The following is a 25084-nucleotide window of genomic DNA, read 5'->3' on the forward strand; positions in this document are numbered from 1 at the left end:
GTAATAAATCGGTTGGTTTAGTTAATATTTCCCAATAACTATATATTTTTTGTTTAGCCATAATCACCTACACCCTCGAACCTCGCATCATCTGAATATTAACTGGAGCTAATCCAATAATCATTTAATCTTCAATTGCCCAGGAAATTTTACTGTGCCCACCATCACTAATATAATTGTATTTTTGTTCCTTTTGCCTCTTCCGCTAGACGATTTGTTTGGGAAAAAATTGTTGCACTCACACTCAAATGATTTTATTATTTTCGAATAAAAAAATAAAACTAGGTATTCAAACTCAAAAAGTTTGAATACCTAGTAGATTATAGTTTTATACGACGTATGTCTAAATTTGATTTTTTAAGCCAATTTTCAGCGATTGAGCGAAAAATTGGTACTGACCCTGTTGAATAGAAAATATGATGCGGCTCTTTTGTAGAAGTACAGAGCTGATCATTATACTCTAATAAGTCTTTTACATCCCTTGCAGTTTCCTCTGCTGAGGATAGGACCACAACATCGGGTCCAACCACTTTTTCGATATGATGCTGGATAATTGGATAATGTGTACATCCTAATATAACTGTATCAAATTTTTTATTGGCTAGCGGCTTTAAACCTTTTGCTACTAAGTCGAATGCAAATTGTCCTTCATATTCTCCACTTTCTACAAGTGGGACGAACGTCGGACATGCAAGAGGAATTATTTTCGCCTTCGTACTTAAAGAAAGCAGCGCATTTTCATATGCACCACTTTTAATTGTACCTTCTGTTGCAAGTACGACGATTTCGTTTCGTTTTGTTTTTTTCTCAGCAGCACGTGCACCAGCATTTATAACTCCAATTACAGGAATCGATAAATTTTTTTGCAAGCTATCTAACGCTACTGCGGTTGCTGTATTGCATGCAATGACAAGCATTTTAATATTCATCTTTTGTAATACATTTGCCATTTGCCATGTGAATTTTAATACTTCTTGCCTGTTTCTTGGTCCATATGGACATCTTGCAGTATCACCAATATAATAAATAGTTTCATATGGTAAAACTTCCATCATTCGCTTTGCAACTGTTAAGCCGCCAACACCTGAATCAATAACGCCAATCGGTGCATTCACAAAAACCGCCTCAATCCTCTACCATTTGTAAATGTAGTTTATATAGTAATTTTGATAACATTTCTATTTCCTGATTATCAAAATCTACTAAAAGTTCATGTAAGTAGTTCTGCCTTTTTTCGATAACTTCTTGAATGATTCTTTCTCCCTCTTCAAGCAAATGTATGTGTACAACTCGGCGGTCTTGATCATCACGAATGCGCACTACTAATTCACTTTTTTCCATACGATCAACTAAATCAGTTGTCGTACTAAAAGCCAAATACATTTTATTCGATAATTCCCCAATTGTCATATCGCCCGATTCATGTAACCATTGAAGCGCAATAAATTGTGGAGGTGTAATCGTGTAATTGCTTAATATTTCTCTGCCTTTTTGTTTAATTAAATGTGATATATAGCGTAGTTCTTTTTCTAAAAATGCTACTGTACCATGGCTGCGCATTTCGTTGTTACTCATTAAGTGCATTCACTCCTCAAGAATCAAATCCGTCTCAGCTACTTTTGAACTTGTGTGTACACTTAGGGACAAAAAATTTTTGCTGAAATGAAGTTAATTCTATTTTGAAGTGTTTTAAGCGAAATAGCAAGCATCCATTCTAATGTAGTGATAATTCGTCTAGCCTCAGTAATTCGATTAATGCTTGTGATCTACTGGATACGCCCAGTTTCTGAATCGTGTTTGAAATATGATTACGCACCGTTTTTTCGCTAATGCCCAACTTTTGCGAAATATCTTTTGTAGAGTAATCTAAGATTAATAACTGGAATATTTCCCGTTCTCTTTTCGTCAAAAGCGAACGATGCTGCGGGCTATTCATAAGGCAACACCCTCCTATCTCCTCTTCTATGTAAAGTATGATAAGAGTTGAAAGGCTGTGAGGGCATTTTTACTATTTCCCATGTAATATTAATATTTCTTTTTCATCCCATGGAATTGCTTTTCCAGTTTGTTTATCAATTTGAACAATTGTTCCTCGACCAGTAAAACATGCCTCATCATGTTCGTTTTTTGCTAAATAATGAATATCAATTGATGTAGTACCGATTCGTGCTGCCTTTACATAGATTCGAAGTGTTTCATCAAAAAATACTTGTTTTAAATAGTCGCATTGCAGGTCTGCCACTACAGTAATTTTCGTTACTTCATCTGCAGACCATTTTGTTGAAAACCCGATATGCTTTAAAAATTCAATACGCGCATACTCGAAATAAGTAAAAGGTACGGTATTGTTAAGATGTCCAAACATATCCGTTTCAGAAAATCTTACCTTCACTTCTACATAAAACTCAAATTCTTCTGCCCAAGCTTGTGGATCTGCAATATAATTTGCTTTCATCTTCATAACCCCTTTCCTATTTCCCCTATCCCCTTTTGTCAATTTACGCCTTGGCTAATAAGCATTCAAGTTGCGGATTCGTGTAGGATCAAGCATAATGCTTAACCAGTTAACCATTGTCTTATGGCAGAAACTCACTTAGGTTAACTTCCCTCCCCAAACCCATCACGAAATTGCATGACTCACCGAAGGCTATATCTTCATTCAGTACTGAAAGAAGATAAAATGAATAGTGGTTCATTTATTATAACAAAAATGAAAGCCATGGCATAAGTGTTTTGTTATTGATTCGCAAGGTAAATCTTAGATGCTGTGAAGATAAAGCTTACAAATTATTGTTAAAATAGTTTATAGGAAAAGTGAAAGAAGAAGCTTCCTTAAGCTTGAACGCAACAGCCCAAACTGGCTGCCATTCTATATTATGCAAGTAAAATAAAAAGGGTATCTAAAAGTCATAAATTATGACTTAGATACCCTTTTATTATACTAATACATTTATCTTTTACTATTAATCAACCATATGATCTGAACCGAAGAAGTTACGGAACATTTGTACAGTTGTTGCACGGTTAAGTGCTGCAATTGAAGTAGTTAGTGGAATACCTTTTGGACATGCAGCAACACAGTTTTGTGAGTTACCGCAGTTTGCAAGGCCACCATCTCCCATAATTGCTTCAAGACGTTCATCTTTATTCATTGCACCTGTTGGGTGAGTGTTGAATAAACGTACTTGTGAAAGTGGAGCTGGTCCGATGAATGAAGATTTTTCAGACACGTTTGGACATGCTTCCAAGCAAACACCACAAGTCATACATTTAGATAATTCATAAGCCCATTGACGTTTGCGTTCTGGCATACGTGGACCTTCACCTAAATCATAACTTCCGTCGATTGGAACCCATGCTTTAACTTTCTTAAGAGCGTTGAACATACGGCTACGGTCTACTTGTAAGTCGCGGACAACTGGGAAAGTTTTCATTGGTTCAAGACGAATTGGTTGTTCTAATTGGTCAATTAATGTAGAACATGATTGACGTGGACGACCATTAATTACCATAGAACAAGCACCACATACTTCTTCAAGACAGTTCATGTCCCAAGTTACTGGAGATGTTTTTTGACCATCAGCTGTAACAGGGTTTTGTTGAATGAACATTAAAGCAGAAATAACGTTCATACCTGGACGGTAAGGAACTTCGAATTTCTCCCAACGTGTTGCTCCACCTTGAGTGTCTTGACGAAGGATTTCAAGTTTAATTGTTCTTCCAGTTCCTACTGCTGTTGTCATGATTAATGACCCCCCTTATGTTTTATGAAGAATAGTCACGTTTACGTGGCGGAATTAGAGAAACGTCAACTTCTTGATAAGTAATTTCCGGTTCACCAGTTTGTGGATTGAACTTCGCCATTGTTGTTTTTAAGAAGTTCTCGTCATCACGGTTAGGATATTCTGGTTTGTAGTGAGCTCCACGAGATTCGTTACGTAAAAGTGCTCCTTTAGTAATTACGCGAGCAAGATATAACATGTTTTTCAACTGACGAGTGAAGTGAGCCCCTTGGTTACTCCATTTTTGTGTGTCGTTGATGTTAATGTTTTCCCAACGTTCTAACATTTCACCAAGTTTATTATAAGTAGCTTCTAATCGGTCATTATAACGAACAACTGTTACATTATCAGTCATCATCTCACCAAGCTCTTTATGCAGTAAGTATGCGTTTTCATTACCATCCATTTTAAGAATTGCGTCCCATTTCTCTTGCTCTTCTTGAACGCGAGCATCATAGATTGATTGAGGAAGATCTTCTGCATGTTTCTTTAAGCCTTTTACATATTTAACAGCGTTTGGTCCAGCAACTGAACCACCATAAATAGCTGATAATAATGAGTTTGCTCCTAGACGGTTAGCACCGTGTTGTGAATAATCACATTCACCTGCTGCAAATAAACCAGGAATTTCAGTCATTTGGTCGTAATCTACCCATAAACCACCCATTGAGTAGTGAACTGCTGGGAAGATTTTCATTGGTAATTTACGTGGATCGTCACCTACGAATTTTTCATAGATTTCAATAATACCACCAAGTTTAACGTCTAATTCATGTGGATCTTTATGAGAAAGGTCTAGATATACAACGTTTTCACCATTAACACCCAATTTTTGGTTTACACATACATCGAAGATTTCGCGAGTAGCGATATCACGAGGAACTAAGTTACCGTATGCAGGGTATTTTTCTTCTAGGAAGTACCATGGTTTACCGTCTTTGTATGTCCAAATACGTCCACCTTCACCACGAGCAGATTCTGACATTAAACGGTTTTTGTCGTCACCAGGAATCGCTGTAGGGTGAATTTGAATGAACTCACCGTTTGCATATGAAGCACCTTGTTGGTAAACGATAGATGCTGCAGAACCAGTGTTAATAATTGAGTTTGTAGATTTACCGAAGATAATACCAGGACCACCTGTTGCCATAATTACAGCATCAGCACGGAATGATTGAATTTCTTCAGTTTGCATGTTTTGAGCTACGATACCACGGCAATGACCTTCGTCGTCTAAAACAACGCCAAGGAATTCCCAGTGTTCGTATTTTGTAACTAAACCGTCAACTTCATAGCGGCGAACTTGCTCATCAAGTGCATATAGCAATTGTTGACCAGTTGTCGCACCAGAGAATGCTGTACGGTGATGTAGTGTTCCACCGAAACGACGGAAATCTAATAAACCTTCTGGAGTACGGTTGAACATAACTCCCATACGGTCAAATAAGTGAATAATGCCAGGTGCAGCATCACACATTGCTTTAACTGGTGGTTGGTTTGCTAAGAAGTCCCCACCGTAAACTGTATCATCAAAGTGAATCCAAGGAGAATCCCCTTCACCTTTTGTATTAACAGCACCATTAATTCCACCTTGCGCACATACAGAGTGTGAACGTTTTACGGGAACTAATGAGAATAATTCAACTTCAGTGCCTTCTTCGGCAGCTTTCATCGTAGCCATTAAGCCAGCTAAACCGCCACCTACGACGATGATTTTGCTTTTCGCCATGATTACTCCTCACTCCTCTTTATTTGCTAAAAACATAGCGGATGTTCTATTGTGTTAATTACACGAATGCTAAGATTGCCGCAACACCAACAATACTTAACAATACGAAGAATACCATTGTAACATACGATGCGATTTTTTGTGATTTAGGCGATTGTGTAATCCCCCAGCTTACTAGGAATGACCAAATTCCATTAGATAAGTGGAATGTAGCTGATAAAATACCTACAATATAGAATGCAAGCATCCATGGATTACGAACGATTTCTTCCATCATACTGAATTCAACTTCTGCACCAAGTGCTTTTTGAATACGAGTTTGGAAGATGTGCCACGCAATGAAAATTACAAGGAATACTCCTGTAAAACGTTGTAGTGCGAACATCCAGTTACGGAATGTGCCGAAGCGTTTCACATTGTTAGTAGCCGTAAATGCAATATACACACCATATAATCCGTGGAATAGGATTGGTATGTAAATTACGATCCATTCAACAATTAGTAGTAGAGAATGTGGAACTAAATCCATTACTCCAGTAGCATTGTTGTAAGCCTCTTCTCCACCTGTCGCAGTGAAGTTCAAAGATAAGTGGAACACCAAAAACAGACCTACAGGGATAATACCTAGTAAGGAATGTAAGCGGCGCCAGTAAAACTCTCGATTTTTCGACAAGACTGTTACCCCCCTTAGTACTTTTGAAAAGCGAGCCAATATCGTCACTATTTTGTAAACGATATTACATTGACTGCGGATTTCATCATGGTACAATATTATGACATGTCCATTGTACTCTCAAGAACTATTAGCGTCAAGGTAGCTTCCAGTTTTTTATACATACAAATAAATAAAGAATTTGCTCTCACAAGAGGTTTTTTTCTACTTTACGAAATTTTTATGTTCTTTTTAAGTAAAAATAAGAAAATTCACGAAAGAGGTATTTTTAGATGACATCATTTCAGAACAAAACTGTTCCAGCATTTGGTTATGATTTAATAAGAGATTACTTGCTTCCTACAATATTAGGAAAACACGAGAAAGAAGTTCTATATTGGGCAGGTAAAGACTTGGCAAGAAAATTTCCATGTACTGATACTCAGCTTATTATCTCATTTTTCCAAGATGCAGGATGGGGTTTTTTGACACTAGATAAAGAAGAAAAGGACGGCTGTATTTTTCATCTGACAAATGATATTGATTTACTAAATATCGAGGAACGTTCATTTCGACTCGAGGCTGGCTTTATCGCACAGCAGATACAAGGAATCAAAGGCTGCTTAACTGAATGCCATGATGAAAAACGAGAAAAACAGCACCAAGTTATATTTACTGTTAAATGGGATAAAAAAGAAACGATTGAATAAATTTGTAGTTTCTTCCATTAAATATAAAAAGGCCATCCGAAAATTATTTTTGGACGGCTTTTATTATTAATTAACTAATTCCTCTACTAAATTAAACTCGTCATGCAAAGCATTTGCTGCTTTAACCATTTCATCTTGCGGCACAACAACAGATACTTTTATTTCCGATGTACTTACCATTTTCACTAATATGTTTTCTTTTCGTAGTCGGTCAAACATGCGTGCAGCTACACCAGGGTTTGAAACCATCCCTGAGCCTACAATTGATACTTTTGCTAAACCTACCTCGAAATCTGCAAAACTAAACCCTAAAGCTGCTTTATTTTTCTCCAATACCTTAATTGCTTCTGCAAAATCTCCTTTAGCGATTGAAAAGGAGACAGTCGGTTTAACTCCATCAATTACTGCTTGTACGATTATATCAACATCGATGTTATGCTGAGCCAGTGTAGAAAAAATAGTAGCAAGTGATGAATACTCATAAGAATCATACCCTACTGTTAAGCGAATAATGTCTGCTTCATAAGCAACACCACGTACAACTAAATTTTTCTCCATGTCAACCTCTCCCTTTATCATAGTCCCTTTGGCATTTTCTGTACTAGATCGAACTATTAATGGCATTTTATATCTTTTGGCTAATTCGACAGCTCGCGGATGGATAATTTGTGAACCAAGGTTTGCCAGCTCAAGCATTTCATCATAAGAAATCTGCTTTAACTTTCTAGCTTCTTTTACTATATTGGGATCTGCTGTGTAAATGCCATCCTGATTTGTATAAATTTCTATACGTTGTGCTTGAATTGCTGCTCCGATTGCGACCGCAATTGTTTCTGGACCACCGTCACCTAATGTCAAAATATCATTTTTCTTATCGATTCCTTGGGACCCTGCAATAATGACTATTTCTCCCTTTTTTATGCGCTCGAAAATGAATTTCTGATTTATATTGTCAATGAGTACATTATTATTTGATTCTACAGTTTGAATTCCTGCTTGCCAGCCTGTTAATGAGATTGCTTTAAATCCATTTTTTTGAACTGCAATTGCTAATAAGCTGCTTGCAATCTGCGCATTAATTGAGTCAAGTACATGAAGCTCTCGTTTTGAGGGCTTATCTGAAAGTAAATATGCTTGTTGAAGGAACATATCGTCAATTAATTCCATAGATGGTACGACGGCAATTACATTTCGCCCAAGCTTTTTTTCTTCAACTATTCTTTTAGCAATTTGCTCTATTTTTTCAGGTGTTGATAGTGAAGAACTGTCGATTTTTACAACAATGTTCGTCATAGGCACACACTCCTTTTTAACATCGATGCTGACCTTTTCTACATCAAACAAGGATGAATTTCGTTTAGCTATAAATAAAAAAGCAACTTCTCACAGAAAAAGTGAAAAGCTGCCTCTAAACATACCTCAAGATTGGAACGTTTTGCGAGATAGCCCTCCAGAACCTTGATTTTGATTCTGACAGTCTTACATTTCTTAAATGTAAAACCAGCAAGTAAACCTGAACAATTGATTTACCGCTTCGGCAAGTTTTCCTTTCACTAACTATCTCAGGAATTGTTCATCCTCCAATCAGTTACTATTAAACCTTGCACCTCTATCATAAATATACTAGATGTTATGTGCTTACAATATCATACAATTATTCCTTTGACAATGTATCTTTATGGAAATAATTATAAATGGCGGTTGCTGTAGCACTTGGAATATGAGCTTCTATTAGTTGTTCAATAGTTGATTCTTTTATTTTCTTTATTGATCCAAAATGCTTTAACAATTGTTGTTTTCGTTTTGGGCCTACACCTTCAATTCCATCTAAAACAGATTGAATCGCATGTGTCTGGTGTTGTTGACGTAAAAACGTAATGGCAAATCGGTGCACTTCATCTTGAATACGCTGCAATAAATAAAAGCCATCACTTGTTCTTTTCATTTCGACAGGTACTGGCGGGTCGCCAAATAGCAGTTGGGAAGTATTATGCTTTTCATCTTTTGCCAGTCCCGCAATGGGAATGTAAAGACCTAGCTCATCCTCTACTACTTCGCGTGCCACTTCCATTTGTCCCTTCCCACCATCGATAATAATTAAATCAGGGAGAGGTAAATTTTCTTTTAATACTCTTGTGTATCTGCGGCGAATAACTTCTTGCATTGCACCGTAATCATCATGTTTCGCCGTTTCTCGAAGTTTATATTTGCGATATTCCTTTTTTGCTGGTTTTCCGTCAATAAAAACGACCATAGCCGAAACAGCATCTGCACCGTGCATATGGCTATTATCAAACGCTTCGATGCGAAGAGGTGCAGCGATATTCATCGCATCTCCAAGCTCCTCACAAGCACCGATAGTTCTTTCCTCTTGACGTTCAATTAGCTGAAATTTCTCATGAAGAGCAATTTGTGCATTTTTCATTGCCAATTCAACGAGCTCTTTCTTAGGTCCTCGCTTTGGGATTATCACTTTTACATCAAGCAGTTTTTCTAAAATACCCGTCTCTATATTATTTGGAATAAAAATTTCTTTTGGTTTTATATGTTCCGGAATATCATAAAAACGACCAATAAAGGTTAAAAACTCTTCCTCAGGATCACGATAAATTGGGAAAATAGAAACATCACGTTCAATCAGCTTCCCTTGACGCACAAAAAATACTTGTACACACATCCAACCTTTTTCGACAGTAAATCCAAATACATCACGATTTGATAAGTCTGCTGAAACGATTTTTTGCTTTTGCATAATCGTTTCAATATGTGCAATCTGATCACGAAAATCTTTAGCACGTTCAAATTCAAGATTTTCTGCGGCTTCCATCATTTTCTTTTGCAAGTCTTCTTTTACTTCCTCATAGCCGCCATTAAGAAATTTTGTTATTTCTTCTATCATGTCATCATATACTTTTGGCTCAATTTCCTTTACACAAGGAGCAAGGCATTGGCCAAGGTGATAATATAAGCAGACGCGATCAGGCAATCTTGCACATTTTCTTAATGGGTAAATGCGGTCTAGTAATTTTCTTGTTTCATTTGCCGCAAATGCATTTGGATATGGTCCAAAATATTTTGCTTTATCTTTTTTAACTTTTCGTGTTGTTAAAATACGCGGATATTTTTCATTCGTTATTTTTATATAAGGATATGTTTTATCATCCGTCAGCATTACGTTATATTTCGGATCATGTTTCTTAATTAGGTTTAGCTCTAAAATTAATGCTTCTAAATCACTTGAAGTAACAATATATTCAAAATCTTCAATTTCACTTACTAGCCGCTGGGTTTTCCCATCATGGGAGCCCGTAAAATACGAACGAACTCGATTTTTTAATATTTTTGCTTTGCCGACATAAATAATTGTCCCCTGACGATCTTTCATTAAATAACAGCCAGGTTCCTCGGGCAAAATCGCTAATTTATTTTGAATGTTATCATTCATTATTATCACCTAAATTTAATTTACCTTTTATACTATTATACGGCGATTAGAAGAACAAATGCGAGAAAAAAGAGGTTGTTTATAAAGCAAAAAAACCCAAAAGCAGCTTAAAGCCACCTTTGGGACATCGCAATAGCATTATTTATTGTTGTTAATGAACTCTACTAAAGCTTCTTTTGGTTGGAATCCAACAGTTTTAGCAACTAGCTCGCCGTCTTTAAATAATAATAAAGATGGGATTGACATTACTTGATATTCTGCAGCAGTTGCTTGGTTGTTATCAACATCTAATTTAACGATTTTTACTTGATCGCTCATTTCTGCATCAATTTCTTCTAAAACTGGTGCAATCATTTTACATGGTCCACACCATGTTGCCCAAAAGTCTACAAGTACAACGCCTGAAGCGATTTGTTGTGAAAAGTCTTGATCTGTTGCATGTACAATTGCCATTTTTATAGCCTCCTTAAATCTAACATCTGAATGTAGTATAGCATGATAGCAAATTGAGTGACAGTAAAGTGAACTGAAATTAAAACATAAAATTTACAAAATCTTAGTTAAAATGAAATATTAAAAATAGCTTCACAATTGTCAATTCACAGTTTGAAGAGCATAAAAAAAGCCGATTTGCCTTAAAAATATAGAGCAAATCGACTTTATCGAACTATTTAGTATGGAATTATGAATTTACTTTTAACGCTTTAAATTCTTGAATTAACATTGGAATTACTTCGAATAAGTCACCAACTATTCCATAATCTGCAACCTTAAAAATATTTGCCTCTGGATCTTTATTAATTGCTACAATCACTTTTGAATTCGACATACCTGCTAAATGTTGAATTGCTCCAGAAATACCAGCAGCAATATAAAGATCTGGTGTTACAACCTTGCCTGTTTGACCAATTTGCAATGAATAATCGCAGTATTCAGCGTCGCAAGCCCCACGAGAAGCTCCTACTGCACCACCAAGTAAGTTAGCTAATTCTCTTAATGGTTCAAAGCCTTCTTCTGATTTAACACCTCGACCTCCCGCTACAACAACCTTCGCTTCTGATAGGTCGACACCAGTAGATGCTTTGCGTACCACTTCTTTAATAATTGTACGCAGATTTTGAATATCTACTGTAATTGAAGAAACATCACCTGAACGACTCTCATCTTTTTCAAGAGGTGCAATGTTGTTTGGACGAATTGTCACAAAAACAACACCATCTTTTATTTTTACTTTTTCAAATGCTTTTCCAGAGTAAATAGGACGGATGAATAATGCGCTATCCCCAGAACCTTCAATTTCTGTAACATCTGAAATTAAGCCAGATTGTAATCTTGAAGCAATTTTAGGCGATAAATCTTTACCTAAAGATGTATGTCCAAAAACAATTGCTTGTGGATTTTCTTGATCTAGTACTGCTAATAAAGCCTGGCTAAAGCCGTCTGAAGTATATGATTTTAGATGAGGATGCTCAACCGTCACCACCCGGTCTGCTCCATAAGCTATAAGACTATTTGCTAATTGAGAGATTCCATCTCCAATTAGTGCGCCTACAATTTCACCGCCATCCGCAATTTTTTTTGCAGCAGCAATTGCTTCATATGAAACGTTACGTAATGCTCCATCACGAACTTCACCTAACACTAAAACTTTCTTTGCCATATAAGACCCCTCCGTTACCGTATAGTTTTAGACTACCTTTGCTTCTGAGTGCAATAAGTTAACAAGCTCTTTTACTTGGTCTGAAAGCTCACCTTGTAAAATTCGTCCAGCAGATTTTTGAGCTGGCAAGAAAATTTCCACTGTTTCGATTTTCACTTCTACATCATCTTCATCGATATCTAAATCGTCCAGCTCAAGCTCTTCAAGCGGCTTTTTCTTTGCTTTCATAATACCTGGCAAAGAAGGATAGCGCGGCTCGTTTAATCCTTGCTGAGCAGTAACTAGCAACGGTAAAGAAGTTTCAATAATCTCTGAATCTCCCTCAATATCACGTACAATTTTTACGTTTGTACCATCAATTTCAAGCTTAGTAATTGTTGTTACATAGTTAATTCCAAGTAAGTCTGCTACACGGGGACCCACTTGACCAGTCCCGCCATCAATTGCAACATTTCCCGCTAAAATTAAGTCTGCCTCTTTATCTTTTAAATATTCTGCTAGAATATATGCTGTAGAGTATTGGTCAAGCTCATCTAAATCATCTTCTGTATTGATAAGCACTGCTTCATCAGCACCCATTGCTAAAGCTGTGCGAAGCTGTTTCTCAGCATCTTCTCCACCGATTGTAACTACAGTTACTTTTCCACCTTTTGCATCTCGCACTTGAATTGCTTCTTCAATCGCGTATTCATCATATGGATTAATAATGAATTCAGCCCCGTCGTCTTGAATCTTGCCATTTGCGATCACTATTTTTTCTTCAGTATCAAATGTGCGTTTTACTAAAACATAAATGTTCATATCCCTAACCTCCTATAAGCTAATGGACTACATAATGTATGCAGCCAATCTTTTAATTTTGATGAAGCTTCTTACTTAATAGATTACTTACCTGTAAATGATGGCTGACGTTTTTCGATAAATGCTTGAATGCCTTCTTTTGCATCCTCAGACTCAAATACTGTACCAAAACTAAGCGACTCAGCTTTTACACCATCATAGTAAGCTTGATGTTTACTATATTGCAGCATGTCTATTGCAGCTTTTAATACGATTGGACTCTTTAGAGCAATCTTTTTCGCCATTTCAAGTGCATTTGGCAAAAGTTCATCTATAGGAAATGCTTTGTTTGCAAGACCCCATTGTACTGCGTCGCTGCCAGTTAATGGCTCGCTTGTAAAGAGCATCTCTGCCGCTTTTGCTATACCAACATAACGAGGCAAGCGTTGTGTACCTGCAAATCCTGGAATTAAACCAAGCTGTAATTCCGGCAATCCCAATTTTGCATCTTCAGCTACTAAGCGGATATGACATGCCATAGCAAGCTCTAGACCCCCACCTAATGCAGCGCCATGAATGGCTGCGATTACTGGTTTGGGGAAAGACTCTAAACGTTCAAATACTTGTTGTCCGTTGCTTGCTAATTTAGAAAACTCTTCGCCTGACGCTAGTTCAGTAAATTCTTTTATGTCTGCACCAGCTGAGAAGAAACGTCCTTCACCATGTATAAGGATAACGCGTACTGAATCATTATGTTCAACAGTCGTTAACAATTCATCCACTTCAGAAATTAACTCGCGCGATAATGCATTTGCAGGTGGTCTCTGAATTGTGGCAATTGCTACTCCATCTTCAATATTCAATCTTAAGTATTGCATTCTCCCACTCCCCTTTATTGCAATTTAACCTTTTAAGCCATTCAACAATAGTTGTCTAACCTTTGGTGCAGTTGCGAGTAAATCATATCGAAAATCATTCATTACCCAAGATGTAATCGTTTCATCGATTGTTCCGAAAACCATTTGACGTGCAACCCTTACATCCATGCCTGAATGAAATTCTCCCTTAACCATGCCTTCTACTAAAATTTCATCAAGTAGTTTTAAATACTCTTTTAGGATTGAATTAATTTTTAGTCTTATTTCTTTGTTTGATTGTCTTAATTCTAGCTGAGTAACAGTTGCAAGGTGGCGATCATTTGCTAATACGTTAAAATGGTTATCTATCATTTGGGATAGCTTCTCTGTTGAAGTTTCGCCCTTTTGAATAATCAGTTGTAAATTTTCAACGAAGACACCCATCTTTTCTTGAAAAACAGATATTAAAATATCCTCTTTATTTTTGAAATACAAATAGATAGTACCGTCTGCAACTCCTGCTTGTTTTGCAATTTTCGATACTTGTGCTTGATGATAGCCGTTTTCTGCAATTGCGATTACAGCTGCATCTATTATTTGTTTGTATTTGGGTTTATCCCGTTTCATGCTGCTCACCACCAAAAAAATATGAAAACATGAATGACCATTCATTCATATTTTCATATTATTATTTATTAAACATTCTGTCAATAAATATCACCCTTATTATTTTACTTGCAGTTCATTCATTTTTTGTTTTTCTTCTTCTACTAAAGTACGTCTTAAAATTTTTCCAACTGCAGTTTTTGGCAATTCATTTCGGAACTCATAAATACGCGGTACTTTATATGCAGCTAGATGTTGACGGCAATATTTATTTAATTCTTCTTCAGAAACATTTTTTCCTTCTCGAACCACGATATATGCTTTAACAGTTTCACCGCGGTATGGATCAGGTATGCCGGCAACAACACATTCTTGAATCGCCTCATGCTCATAAAGTACCTCTTCAACTTCACGAGGGTAAATATTGAAACCGCCAGCAATAATCATATCTTTTTTACGATCTACAACATAAAAGTATCCTTCTTCATCCATATAACCCAAGTCGCCGGTTAAAAACCACCCATCAACAAAAGACATTGCAGTTTCTTCCGGTCTCTTCCAATAGCCTTTCATCACCTGTGGACCTTTAATAGCAATTTCACCAATTTCTCCGCGAGGTAAAATTTCGCCGTCTGCTGAACGCATAATGACCGCTTCCGTATCTGGCCAAGGTACTCCAATTGATCCTTTTACACGGTTGCCCCATATAAAATTGGCATGTGTTACAGGAGATGTTTCAGTCAAACCATAGCCTTCTACAAGTTTCCCACCCGTTAGTGCTTCAAATTTATCTTGTACTTCAACAGGCAGAGGTGCAGAACCACTTAAACAAGCCTTTATTGAAGATAAATCGTATTTCCCTATATCAGGATGATTTAATAATCCAATGTACATTGTCGGAGCACCTGGAAAGAGAGTTGGTTTCTGCTTTTCAATCATTTTCAATACTTGTTCTGTATCAAATTTCGGAAGCAGCACCATTTTGTTGCATGCCATTACTGACAATAAGAGTACCGTTGTCATTCCATAGACATGGAAAAATGGCAATGCTCCTAGAATCACTTCTTCACCATTTTTGCATTGGTACATCCACGCATCACACATCATTGTATTTGCAATTAAATTTTTATGTGTCAGCATTACCCCTTTAGGCGAACCAGTAGTTCCACCAGTATATTGAATTAATGCTAAATCTTCTTCAAAATCAAATGGCACTTCAATTGGCAGCGCCTCACTAGTCCGCAAAATTTCAGTAAATAAATGTGTCAGCCCCTTATGCTCTACCTTTACACTAACCCCATATTGTTTCTTTTGAATAAATGGATAAACCAGGTTTTTAGGGAATGGCAAATAATCTTTTATTGCTGTTATAATAACGTTTTCAATATTCGTTTCTTTTAATACTTTGGTAATACGCGGATATAAAATATCCATTGATACAATAATTTTTGACCCCGAATCAGCCATTTGATATTGCAACTCACGCTCAGTATAAAGTGGATTCGTTTGAACGACGATTCCTCCAGCATATAAAATACCGTAGTATGCAATGACTGCCTGCGGACAGTTTGGCAGCATTATTGCTACTCGATCACCTTTTTCCACCCCTAACCGAAGCAAATAATTCGCAAATTTTAGTGAAGATTCATACAATTCTTTATAAGTAACATCTCTCCCAGTAAAATGAATCGCCACTTTGCTCGGGTATTTTTCATATGCCCTTGTTAAAAATCTTTGAACAGGTACTTTTTCATAAGTCAAGCTGTGAGGTATTTCTTTCGGGTATTTTGAAAGCCAAACCTTCTCAGTCATTAACAACTCCCCTTCGTTTCAAAGTTTTAAATTTTCTTACAATTATTATAGTTGAAAAGAAAAGCGCTTTCAAACTATTTTTATAAAACTTTCACATTTTAGCTATTTAATGTTATTTTTTCTTTCATTTATGTATATTTTCCAGAGTTGAACTTTGTAGAAAAATGTCTATAGAATTCTTTATTTAATTTAGTAATATAAAAAGCTAGCAGAAAATGGATTCTACTAGCTTCTTATAATGTATTAAGTTTTACTAATTGTGTATTCACATGTGCAGCCGTCTAGTGTACTAAAAGCGATGACGTTTATCTTGCTTTACTTTAGGTCAGCAGCATGAGGATACAAACAATAAACTTATTCAAAATATTTGAAGCTAGTAGAAGTAAATCCCTCTACTAGCTTCACCGTCATCTTACACTGTCGCTAAATAATAAATCCCTATAATTAAAAATATTACACAAACACCCACTAATATTTTAGCTAAAGTTTTCATACAATCGCTCCTACGTAATACTTGCGCCGATTACAAATGATAACCCCAATGAAATAGTAAACGATATAAAACCGACCGAACGATTATCTTCTGCAATTTCATCATCCACTTTAAAGCGAGGCGTTAAAAATTCAAATAACAAATAAGCAAAAATTAATAATACAAATCCAAACAATCCCCAACCAAGCATCTCTAGAAGGGTTGAGTGGCGTTCGATCGAATACCTAAAAATATTACATACCCCTAATATTTTACCGCCAGTTGCCAGTGCTACAGCTAGGTTTCCATTTTTTATTTCTTCCCAGTTTTTATACTTTGTTACAATTTCGAATAAAATCATTGACACGATTAAACAAAGTACTACCACACTAAAGTAACCTGCTGTTTCAACTAAAGGATGTTGCCAAAAACTTGAACCCAGCATCACAGTCATCCCCTCTATACTTATAAAGCTTTATATAAAAAGCTCCTCTATTTTCTCTAGTCCATCTGATTACATTATATTGTTAGAAAAACTATTCTTATTTCAACTCGACTACAGTGACTCCAAATCCACCTTCGCCAGCCTCTCCATAGCGGAATGACTTCACACGCTTGTGACCTTTTAAAAAGTTTTGGATTCCTTGTCTTAATGCTCCAGTTCCTTTACCATGAATAATCGATACACGGGGGTAATTAGCTAGGAGTGCATCATCAATATATTTCTCGGTTCTAAGAATGGCATCTTCATATCGTTCGCCACGTAAATCCAATTCTAATTTAACATGACTATTACGATTTTTCACATTGGTCATTGTGACAGTTTGCTTTTCTTTTTCCGGTTTTATATATTGTAAATCCGATTCTTCTAGTTTCATTTTCAAAATACCGATTTGTACAACCCATTCATTATCAGATGCTTTTTCAATTAACGAACCTTTTTGACCATAGCTTAAAACTTTTACTTCATCGCCAATTTTTAAATTTTGAGCACGTTCGCGAATTTGGGCTTGTTTCTTTAACACTGGATTTTCCTGAGGAGCAGCTTCCTCTAATCGTTTTTTAGCATCAATTAATTCATGCTCTTTAACAACTTTACTCGCATTTTCTCGCATTTCTCGAAGCTCTGTAATAATTTTTTCAGCTTCTTGTTTTGCTTCATCTATAATTTTCCGAGCTTTTTCTTTTGCTTTTTTCTCAAGATTTTCCTTTTTATCGTCATATGTTTTCAGACGTTCTGCAAGTTCTTCACGCAATAGCTGAGCTTCCTCTAAAAGAAGATGTGCCTCTTCCGCCTCACGTTCCGAACGGCGTCTGCTTTCCTCAAGTGAAGCAATCATTGCTTCTACCTCATGACGATCAGAGCCGGTAAATGATTTTGCCTGGTCAATGATAGATGATTTTAAACCAAGGCGCTTAGAAATTTCAAACGCATTAGACCGACCTGGAACACCAATTAATAAGCGATAAGTTGGACTTAAAGTTTCAACATCAAATTCCACACTTGCGTTCACAACTCCAGGCCGATTATAGCCATAAGCTTTTAACTCAGGATAATGAGTAGTTGCCATAACTCGTGCACCACGACCAACTACCTCGTCTAAGATGGATATGGCAAGTGCAGCACCTTCTTGAGGGTCTGTTCCAGCACCTAGTTCGTCAAATAATACAAGTGAACGCGAATCAAATTTACTTAAAATATCAACAATGTTCACCATATGAGAAGAGAAGGTTGATAACGACTGTTCAATTGATTGCTCGTCTCCAATATCAGCAAACAATTGATTAAACACAGCTAATTCAGAGCCATCTAATGCTGGAACTGGTAAACCAGCCTGTGCCATCAATGTGCAAAGTCCAACAGTTTTAAGTGTAACCGTCTTACCGCCAGTATTTGGTCCTGTAATAACAATTGCTGTAATATCACGTCCAAATTCGATTGTATTAGGTACAGCTTCATCAATCGGAATAAGTGGATGTCTAGCTCGTACAAGACGAATATAGCCTTCCTCATTCATCTTTGGCTTCGTGCACTTGTTTGCCTGGCCATACTTTCCTTTTGCTAAAATGACATCAATATCGCCTAATATTTGTACTAACACAAATAAGTCGTGGCTAACTTCCTGTACTTTTGTTGAAAGCTCTACTAAAATTCTTTCAATTTCAGCTTTTTCTTTTACTTTTAATCGACCAATTTCATTATTCGCCTGTACAACAGATTCCGGTTCAATGAAAAGCGTCTGGCCTGATGAAGATTGGTCGTGAACGATGCCACCATAATAACCTCGATATTCTTGCTTAACTGGAATAACAAAGCGGTCATTACGAATGGTAACGATTGCATCTGAAAGCATTTTCGAAGCATTGGAGCCGCGGGTTAAGCTTTCTAACTTTTGACGCACTTTAGCTTCTTCAGATCTTAGAGATTGTCGAATTGATCGTAATACTGTACTTGCCGAATCCAATACTGCTCCGTTATCATCAATGCAATCATTTATTTCATGCTGCAATGCTGTCAATATCGGCATTTGCTCTTTTCTTTCGATAAAATGAGGAATTTGAATATTCCCTTCTTCCTCAATATCTTCTAAAAAATTACGAAGAATACGACTTGCTCGTATCGTACTTGCAATTTCCATTAATTCAATCGGACTCAACATTCCACCGATTTGGGCGCGTTTTGCATGTGGACGTACATCAAAAATTCCACCCATTGGTACATTCCCTTTAACACGTAGAATAGAAAGCCCTTCATCCATTTCTTCTAATAGCTCAATTACCTTATCAAAATCTGTTTCGGGAATTAGTTGCTCGATGGCATTTCTTCCTAAAGAAGATGTACAGAAGGCTGCTACCTGTTCACGTACTTTATCGTATTCTAATGTTCTTAATGCTCGTTCTGCGATCACTCCCGAACACCTCCTGCTAAATCATTTCCATACATATTGTTTACTTGTTTTGTTGTATAAAAGTTTCAAATTGTTTTACTGACCATGTATTTACAACTAAATCTTTTTTCACCCAGGCTTTTTGAGCATACTTTGTTCCAATTTCCATAAACAATAATTGCTCAATCGCATGGGCATCTGTATTAATAGCAATAGGAACGTTGTATTCCATTGCCATCATTAAATGCTCTATACATAAATCTAAGCGGTACGGACTTGCGTTTAGTTCTAAAATTTTTCCAAATTGGGCTGCCCATTTAATTAGTTGTGGTATATCAGGATTATAGCCATCACGCTGACCAATAATTCGACCTGTTGGATGTGCAATCATATGAACATATGGATTTTGAATAGCTGTATATAAACGCTCCATTATTTTTTCTTGGGGCTGTGAAAAACTTGAATGAATAGATGCAATTACAAAATCAAGCTCTTTTAATACATCATCTTCAAAATCAAGTGTTGCATTTGGTAAAATATCCATCTCCGTACCTGCAAATAATCGGAAATTCGGATGGGCCTCATTAAATGAATAAATTTCTAATCGTTGTTTTTCTAAACGCTCTGGAGTTAAACCATTGGCAACCTTTAAATATTGCGAGTGATCAGTAATAACTCCGTGTGTATAGCCACGTTTAATCAACGCCTCACCCATTTCTTTCACAGTATGGGCACCGTCTGACCAAGTTGTATGCATATGCAAATCTGACACAATCGCTTCAAGTGTAACAAGATTATTTAATTCATCTAAACGCTCTAATTCTTTACCTGACTCTCGAACAGTTGGAGGTATGAAAGGCAAATTGAAATGTGCAAAAAATTGCTCTTCGGAATCAAACGTTAAAACTGTACCATCAGGCTGCTCTACACCGTATTCACTTATTTTCTTCCCTTGCTCTTTTGCAAGCTGCCTCATGCGGACATTATGGTCTTTTGAACCAGTAAAATGATGTAGAGCAGTTGCAAACTCTGCTAAAGAAACAAGTCGAAAATCGACATTAACTACATCTTCAATATCTAAAACAACGGAAATTTTTGTATCTCCAGCTGCTACAACCTCTTTAACTGATAGTTCCTCAAGCAACTGTTCCTTTATTTTTTCTGGCTGTTCTGTTGCTACAATAAAATCTATATCCTTGCTCATTTCATTTACACGCCGAAAACTACCAGCAACAGAAAACTTTTGCACTTCTGGAATGGTTTTTAGCAATTCTTCAATATCAATGACGATTTGCTGCAAATACCATATAGGCAAACGTTCACTTCGATTTCCTAGCTGCTCCAACTCTTTTAATATTTTTTCTTCAGATTTTGGGCCAAATCCAGCTAGTTTTTGGATTTCTTTTGCTTCACATGCTGCTCTCAAGCTTTCTGCACTATCAATGCCTAGCTCGCTATAAAGCTTCGCTAGTTTTTTGCCTCCTAAACCAGGAAGTTTTAGGAGTGGAATTAATCCTTTTGGAACAGCATCCTCAAGCTCTTTTAATTGGGAGGATTCACCTGTCTCAATTAGCTCATTAATAACTGCGGCAGTGCCTTTCCCAATACCTTTAAGTTTCGTAATATCATCTATTTCACTTAAACTACGTTCGTCCAATTCAAGTGCATTTGCTGCCTTTCGAAAGGCTGACACTTTAAATGGATTTTCTCCTTGAAGCTCCAAGTATAGGGCAATTTTTTCGAGAGTTTTAATAACAATTTTTTTATTCAATTTCGTACCTCCTCGTGAAAAATGGAGGTGTCCAGAAAGTAATAATTTCTGAACATCCCCACTCCTTCTGTACTAAATATATGCTATAAAGTCCTGCTACTTTGGTACTCCGTATTGTCGGCGCAATTTATCCTACCAACGAAAGTAAAGTGATGCCTTCTAATTATTAATACTACTACTAACTTTAAATCATAACGACACATACAATTTCTTGTCTATTTTATTCTTTATAGATATACCACCAATCTTGGAACATCCCTGTGAGAATCGGCGTATGCTCAAGCATTAGATTGGCTATAATCGAACTACCCATAAAGCTTTGAATGGCCTCGATTGGAAGCATTGCAAGAACATACATAACAATAAATAAAATAAAATAAAATTCTAAAAAACAAAGAATCGCACCAAGAAGTCGATTAATAGAATTTAGTATTGGCAAATATGTTAAAAAGTCAAAAACAGAACCTAGAATTTGTAGTGCTATTTTTACTGCAAAGAAAATAACTGCAAACGCTATAATACGATAAAATGTTCGATCAACATCCAACGTATCTAATATAAGCATCATCGATGTATCTTCACTGATACCTGGATACGGAACCCAAAGTACAAACTTCTCTGCCAATGGTTTATAATAAATATACGCTACAATAAGTGCAATGAAAAAGCTTGTAAGGTGGATGGCTTGCACTATGAAGCCGCGTTTTAGCCCCACTAGTAAACTAGCAATAAATATAATAATTAACAATATGTCTAACATTAACTTCAACCCTTTAATTTTTTCAATTCATCTTCAAGCTTTTCAACTTGCTCTTTTAATTTAAGTAATTCATGTACGGTATTGACAGCTGTAAGTACTGCAAGCTTGGAACTATCTAGTGAAGGATTATGTACATGTATTTCCCGCATTTTATCATCTACTATTGATGCAACTAATCGCATATGACCGGTAGATTCAGTCCCAACCATTTTATAAGTATGACCATATATTTCCACCGATATTCGATTTTTTTCTTGTTCAGCCAATGCAATACCTCCCAAAGCGTAAGCAACAAACCAGATATTTTTTATAAACGTTACAAACAAGCTAAAAGTTACATTTACTTGCACTATTTCTATAATATTAGAATATATTTGGAAATTTTATAATACATATCATATCATGAAACTGTTTTTCATGTGAACAACGAACGAAGAAAGGAATAAACTTATGTCGAATATTGTGTTACAGCTTTCTACAGAAATACAGGATAAAGTAAAATCATATTATGCATCATCGATTATAGAACGCAATGCACCCGGTGTAGTTTTTGCTGCAAAGCTGCCTGATACAGCAATTACTATATATAAATCAGGAAAAGTAATGTTTCAAGGAATTGGAGCAAAAAGAGAGGCAAGCCGCTGGGGAGAGATAAAGGCTAAAAGTCCATCCACTTCCGCAACATCCAATAACCAGCCGATTCAAACAAAAGGTGATAAATTACCTGAACATTTTGCTGAGTTATCTGTAATTGGCTCAGATGAAACTGGAACAGGCGACTATTTCGGCCCTGTGACTGTTGCAGCTGTTTATGTTCCTCAAGATAAAATTGAGTTAATTTACGAATTAGGTGTTAAAGATTCTAAAATGTTAAACGACACGATTATGAAAAGAATGGCTCCTGATATTATGTCTGTTTGTACACATAGCATTTTAACATTGCGCAATGAAAAGTATAACGAGCTTCAAGCTAAAGGTTATTCGCAGGGGAAAATCAAAGCTATGCTGCATAATCAAGCGTTAAGACATGTTTTAAAGAAAATAGCCCCTGAACAACCAGATTATATTTTAGTCGATCAATTTGCTGAACGAAATATATACTACAATCATTTAAAAAATGTAAAAGAAATTGTACGTGAAAATGTTTTATTCTCAACAAAAGCAGAGCAACTGCACGTAGCGGTTGCCGCCGCCTCAATACTCGCACGCTATGCATTTTTAAACGAAATGGATAGACTTTCGGAAACAGTAGGATTTCCATTGCAAAAAGGGGCGAGTGGAAAAGTTGATGAAATGGCTGCCCGTATCTGGTTGGAGCATGGAGAGGAAACATTACGTACGTTGTCTAAATGGCATTTTGCCAATACGGAAAAAGCGAAGAAAATTGTCAATTTAAAACGCAAATGAAAGAAGAGGTAATTATGCCTCTTTTTCGTTTTACCCTAGTCACATAATCTTTCACAACAACAAGTTGTCTATTTTACAAAACAGTATCCGTCTTCATTACTAATTATTTATTAGTTTCACTTCCAACATTATTCCAATGGCAGTCGCTAAAAACGGCACCTCTACAGAAGTAATGGGCCGTCTCAAGCTAACTAAATGACGACCCTTTTTTACCCATATATTTTAATTATTAGTTTCTATATCATCTTAACCTCTACTATTACGCTTTTTCATAAACACCCTTTTTAAGATAGGTAAAATAATCATTAAGACTATTAGAATCAAAATAACAAGAGAAATTGGTCTTTGAACGAAAGTTAGCAAGTCACCATTCGTAATTTCCATCGTTCTACGGAAATTCTGTTCCAATAATGGCCCTAATACTAAAGCCATTACTGCTGGTGCTAACGGAAAACCAAAACGCGACATCGCATAGCCAACCATTCCAAATACAAATAACAAAATAAGGTCAAACTGATTAAAGTTAATGCCATATACACCTAGTACCGAAAGAGCAACCACTCCCACAAAAAGCGGCACAGCCGGTAATTTTAATAGAGATGCAAATACACCTACTAATGGTAAATTCAATATTAATAGCATGACATTACCGATATACATGCTGGCAATAATTGCCCAAAGAAGAGTTGGGTTTGAATCAAACATTCCTGGGCCAGGCTGTAGTCCGTACATCATAAAAATAAACATTAAGAGCGCTGTTGTGGCTGAGCCAGGGATGCCAAGAGTAAATAATGGCACTAATGCCCCTCCCACTCCAGCATTATTTGCAGCCTCTGGACCAGATACTCCCTCAATTGCACCTTTCCCAAACTCTTCTGGATGCTTTGATAACTTTTTTTCCATCCCATAAGATAAAAAGGATGCTAAAGACGGTCCAATTCCTGGAAGAACTCCTATAAGAAACCCTAATACAGAACCCCTGCCAAATGGACCAATCGATCTTTTCCAATCCTCGCGCGTCATCCATTGTGAGCCTTTAATTTTTTGTATATCTGCTTTGTGTGAGCTGCCCTTCCTTGCCAAATTTTCTATTGCCTCAGGTATGGCAAAAAGTGCAATCGCAATTAAAACAAAGTCGATGCCATCTAAAAGATTCGGGATGCCAAAAGTAAATCGAGGTACACTTGTTTGCAAATCAATTCCTACCATAGCAATCGAAAGACCGAATAAAGTTGAAATATAGGCTTTTAAAGGTGAGCCTGTTGTTAAACTCGATACCATAGACATCGCTAAAACAATAAGAAGAAAATATTCTGCCGAACCAAAATAATAGGCTGACTTAGCTAAAATAGGTGATAGTAGCATTAAACCTAAAGTTGAAAGTGTTCCTGCAATAAAAGAACCAATCGCCGCAGCGGATAAAGCCCTGCCTGCTTTTCCCTGTTTGGCCATTTCATATCCGTCTAACGTGGTAACGATAGAAGCTACTTCCCCAGGTGTTTTAATAAGGATGGCTGTTGTCGAACCGCCATACATCGAACCGTAATAAATTCCAATTAACATAATCAGACCGCTCATTGGCTCCATTCCATACGATAACGGAATTAGCAGGGCGATGGCCGTAATCGGACCAATACCAGGTAAAATCCCTGTTAACGTACCGATTAAAACCCCAAGAAAAGCAAAAGCAAGTGTTTCTAGTGTTAATACGGCACTAAATCCCGTCATGATATTAGAAAAAACATCCAATTCA

At 36.6% G+C, this 25084-nt stretch carries 23 protein-coding genes and 1 riboswitch; of the genes, 2 read left to right on the top strand and 21 right to left on the bottom strand.

Translation table 11 applies throughout. The annotated features are described in order from the left end of the window. Positions 1 to 320: 320 nt before the first annotated feature. The 7 genes from racE to MKY04_RS14705 all read right to left on the bottom strand — a co-directional run bounded on the left by racE (position 321) and on the right by MKY04_RS14705 (position 6184). On the bottom strand, positions 321 to 1115 hold the full coding sequence (gene racE / locus MKY04_RS14675) for a glutamate racemase (RefSeq protein ID WP_126293612.1): 795 nt from the start codon (positions 1113 to 1115) through the stop codon (positions 321 to 323). A gap of 10 nt (positions 1116 to 1125) precedes the next feature. Then, the gene (locus tag MKY04_RS14680; RefSeq protein WP_126293613.1) at positions 1126 to 1575 is read right to left on the bottom strand and encodes a MarR family winged helix-turn-helix transcriptional regulator; all 450 of its coding nucleotides are present in this window, start codon (positions 1573 to 1575) and stop codon (positions 1126 to 1128) included. Between the two features lie 139 nt (positions 1576 to 1714). Then, positions 1715 to 1936: a helix-turn-helix domain-containing protein gene (locus tag MKY04_RS14685; protein ID WP_097072809.1), complete on the bottom strand. Its 222-nt coding sequence runs from the start codon at positions 1934 to 1936 to the stop codon at positions 1715 to 1717. A gap of 72 nt (positions 1937 to 2008) precedes the next feature. Further along, positions 2009 to 2455: an acyl-CoA thioesterase gene (locus tag MKY04_RS14690; RefSeq protein ID WP_185807663.1), complete on the bottom strand. Its 447-nt coding sequence runs from the start codon at positions 2453 to 2455 to the stop codon at positions 2009 to 2011. Positions 2456 to 2963: 508 nt separating this feature from the next. Further along, the gene (gene sdhB, locus MKY04_RS14695; RefSeq protein WP_126293615.1) at positions 2964 to 3743 is read right to left on the bottom strand and encodes a succinate dehydrogenase iron-sulfur subunit; all 780 of its coding nucleotides are present in this window, start codon (positions 3741 to 3743) and stop codon (positions 2964 to 2966) included. Between the two features lie 22 nt (positions 3744 to 3765). Next, entirely contained in the window at positions 3766 to 5511 is a 1746-nt protein-coding gene (gene sdhA / locus MKY04_RS14700; protein ID WP_126293616.1) for a succinate dehydrogenase flavoprotein subunit, read from the bottom strand. A gap of 58 nt (positions 5512 to 5569) precedes the next feature. Then, on the bottom strand, positions 5570 to 6184 hold the full coding sequence (locus tag MKY04_RS14705; protein ID WP_126293617.1) for a succinate dehydrogenase cytochrome b558 subunit: 615 nt from the start codon (positions 6182 to 6184) through the stop codon (positions 5570 to 5572). 272 nt (positions 6185 to 6456) lie between these two features. Here MKY04_RS14705 and MKY04_RS14710 point away from each other — a divergent pair, with 272 nt between their 5' ends. Then, entirely contained in the window at positions 6457 to 6873 is a 417-nt protein-coding gene (locus tag MKY04_RS14710; RefSeq protein WP_126293618.1) for a YslB family protein, read from the top strand. 66 nt (positions 6874 to 6939) lie between these two features. Here MKY04_RS14710 and MKY04_RS14715 read toward each other — a convergent pair whose 3' ends face one another. The 13 genes from MKY04_RS14715 to zapA form a co-directional block, all read right to left on the bottom strand. After that, complete coding sequence (locus MKY04_RS14715) at positions 6940 to 8166, bottom strand: aspartate kinase (RefSeq protein WP_126293619.1); 1227 nt, start codon at positions 8164 to 8166, stop codon at positions 6940 to 6942. A gap of 142 nt (positions 8167 to 8308) precedes the next feature. Beyond that, positions 8309 to 8493: riboswitch (Lysine riboswitch) on the bottom strand. Between the two features lie 34 nt (positions 8494 to 8527). Beyond that, positions 8528 to 10318: an excinuclease ABC subunit UvrC gene (gene uvrC, locus MKY04_RS14720; RefSeq protein WP_126293620.1), complete on the bottom strand. Its 1791-nt coding sequence runs from the start codon at positions 10316 to 10318 to the stop codon at positions 8528 to 8530. 138 nt (positions 10319 to 10456) lie between these two features. After that, positions 10457 to 10810 carry a thioredoxin gene (gene trxA, locus MKY04_RS14725; protein WP_281274596.1) on the bottom strand — a complete coding sequence of 118 codons (354 nt, stop codon included), beginning with the start codon at positions 10808 to 10810 and terminating at the stop codon, positions 10457 to 10459. A gap of 190 nt (positions 10811 to 11000) precedes the next feature. Continuing rightward, on the bottom strand, positions 11001 to 11978 hold the full coding sequence (locus MKY04_RS14730; protein WP_126293622.1) for an electron transfer flavoprotein subunit alpha/FixB family protein: 978 nt from the start codon (positions 11976 to 11978) through the stop codon (positions 11001 to 11003). Positions 11979 to 12005: 27 nt separating this feature from the next. Beyond that, positions 12006 to 12779: an electron transfer flavoprotein subunit beta/FixA family protein gene (locus MKY04_RS14735; RefSeq protein ID WP_126293623.1), complete on the bottom strand. Its 774-nt coding sequence runs from the start codon at positions 12777 to 12779 to the stop codon at positions 12006 to 12008. A gap of 83 nt (positions 12780 to 12862) precedes the next feature. Beyond that, positions 12863 to 13636 (bottom strand): enoyl-CoA hydratase, encoded by a 774-nt coding sequence (locus MKY04_RS14740; RefSeq protein ID WP_126293624.1) that lies wholly within the window; start codon positions 13634 to 13636, stop codon positions 12863 to 12865. Between the two features lie 24 nt (positions 13637 to 13660). Then, positions 13661 to 14242 (bottom strand): TetR/AcrR family transcriptional regulator, encoded by a 582-nt coding sequence (locus tag MKY04_RS14745; RefSeq protein WP_126293625.1) that lies wholly within the window; start codon positions 14240 to 14242, stop codon positions 13661 to 13663. Positions 14243 to 14341: 99 nt separating this feature from the next. Continuing rightward, positions 14342 to 16033, bottom strand: coding sequence for a long-chain-fatty-acid--CoA ligase (locus tag MKY04_RS14750; RefSeq protein ID WP_346234636.1), 1692 nt, complete (start codon positions 16031 to 16033; stop codon positions 14342 to 14344). Between the two features lie 503 nt (positions 16034 to 16536). Continuing rightward, the gene (locus tag MKY04_RS14755; protein ID WP_126293655.1) at positions 16537 to 16950 is read right to left on the bottom strand and encodes a DUF350 domain-containing protein; all 414 of its coding nucleotides are present in this window, start codon (positions 16948 to 16950) and stop codon (positions 16537 to 16539) included. A 97-nt stretch (positions 16951 to 17047) separates the two neighbouring features. Further along, positions 17048 to 19414, bottom strand: coding sequence for an endonuclease MutS2 (locus MKY04_RS14760; RefSeq protein WP_126293626.1), 2367 nt, complete (start codon positions 19412 to 19414; stop codon positions 17048 to 17050). 40 nt (positions 19415 to 19454) lie between these two features. Further along, a complete protein-coding gene (gene polX, locus MKY04_RS14765) occupies positions 19455 to 21164 on the bottom strand; it encodes a DNA polymerase/3'-5' exonuclease PolX (RefSeq protein WP_126293627.1) in 1710 nt (569 codons plus the stop codon). Positions 21165 to 21384: 220 nt separating this feature from the next. Then, complete coding sequence (locus tag MKY04_RS14770) at positions 21385 to 21924, bottom strand: CvpA family protein (protein WP_126293628.1); 540 nt, start codon at positions 21922 to 21924, stop codon at positions 21385 to 21387. A gap of 5 nt (positions 21925 to 21929) precedes the next feature. Then, on the bottom strand, positions 21930 to 22190 hold the full coding sequence (gene zapA / locus MKY04_RS14775) for a cell division protein ZapA (protein WP_126293629.1): 261 nt from the start codon (positions 22188 to 22190) through the stop codon (positions 21930 to 21932). 184 nt (positions 22191 to 22374) lie between these two features. On the opposite strand from zapA, the gene rnhC reads away from it, so the two are divergent. After that, positions 22375 to 23331 carry a ribonuclease HIII gene (gene rnhC, locus MKY04_RS14780; protein ID WP_346234637.1) on the top strand — a complete coding sequence of 319 codons (957 nt, stop codon included), beginning with the start codon at positions 22375 to 22377 and terminating at the stop codon, positions 23329 to 23331. Between the two features lie 246 nt (positions 23332 to 23577). Here the strand turns inward: rnhC and MKY04_RS14785 are convergent, their stop codons facing one another. Further along, on the bottom strand, positions 23578 to 25080 hold the full coding sequence (locus MKY04_RS14785) for a tripartite tricarboxylate transporter permease (RefSeq protein ID WP_346234638.1): 1503 nt from the start codon (positions 25078 to 25080) through the stop codon (positions 23578 to 23580). Between the last annotated feature and the right edge of the window lie 4 nt (positions 25081 to 25084).

The sequence above is a fragment of the Lysinibacillus telephonicus genome, from assembly GCF_039654155.1.
GTDB lineage: Bacteria > Bacillota > Bacilli > Bacillales_A > Planococcaceae > Ureibacillus > Ureibacillus telephonicus.

Excerpts from the sequence above, each read along its gene's own strand:
- MKY04_RS14730 (WP_126293622.1), bottom strand. The coding sequence starts at position 11,978 with ATGGCAAAGAAAGTTTTAGTGTTAGGTGAAGTTCGTGATGGAGCATTA.
- uvrC (WP_126293620.1), bottom strand. The coding sequence starts at position 10,318 with ATGAATGATAACATTCAAAATAAATTAGCGATTTTGCCCGAGGAACCT.
- MKY04_RS14715 (WP_126293619.1), bottom strand. The coding sequence starts at position 8,166 with ATGACGAACATTGTTGTAAAAATCGACAGTTCTTCACTATCAACACCT.
- MKY04_RS14690 (WP_185807663.1), bottom strand. The coding sequence starts at position 2,455 with ATGAAAGCAAATTATATTGCAGATCCACAAGCTTGGGCAGAAGAATTT.
- MKY04_RS14680 (WP_126293613.1), bottom strand. The coding sequence starts at position 1,575 with ATGAGTAACAACGAAATGCGCAGCCATGGTACAGTAGCATTTTTAGAA.
- MKY04_RS14755 (WP_126293655.1), bottom strand. The coding sequence starts at position 16,950 with ATGCTGGGTTCAAGTTTTTGGCAACATCCTTTAGTTGAAACAGCAGGT.
- sdhA (WP_126293616.1), bottom strand. The coding sequence starts at position 5,511 with ATGGCGAAAAGCAAAATCATCGTCGTAGGTGGCGGTTTAGCTGGCTTA.
- MKY04_RS14745 (WP_126293625.1), bottom strand. The coding sequence starts at position 14,242 with ATGAAACGGGATAAACCCAAATACAAACAAATAATAGATGCAGCTGTA.
- MKY04_RS14770 (WP_126293628.1), bottom strand. The coding sequence starts at position 21,924 with ATGTTAGACATATTGTTAATTATTATATTTATTGCTAGTTTACTAGTG.
- MKY04_RS14710 (WP_126293618.1), top strand. The coding sequence starts at position 6,457 with ATGACATCATTTCAGAACAAAACTGTTCCAGCATTTGGTTATGATTTA.
- MKY04_RS14735 (WP_126293623.1), bottom strand. The coding sequence starts at position 12,779 with ATGAACATTTATGTTTTAGTAAAACGCACATTTGATACTGAAGAAAAA.
- MKY04_RS14685 (WP_097072809.1), bottom strand. The coding sequence starts at position 1,936 with ATGAATAGCCCGCAGCATCGTTCGCTTTTGACGAAAAGAGAACGGGAA.
- sdhB (WP_126293615.1), bottom strand. The coding sequence starts at position 3,743 with ATGACAACAGCAGTAGGAACTGGAAGAACAATTAAACTTGAAATCCTT.
- MKY04_RS14750 (WP_346234636.1), bottom strand. The coding sequence starts at position 16,033 with ATGACTGAGAAGGTTTGGCTTTCAAAATACCCGAAAGAAATACCTCAC.
- rnhC (WP_346234637.1), top strand. The coding sequence starts at position 22,375 with ATGTCGAATATTGTGTTACAGCTTTCTACAGAAATACAGGATAAAGTA.
- MKY04_RS14740 (WP_126293624.1), bottom strand. The coding sequence starts at position 13,636 with ATGCAATACTTAAGATTGAATATTGAAGATGGAGTAGCAATTGCCACA.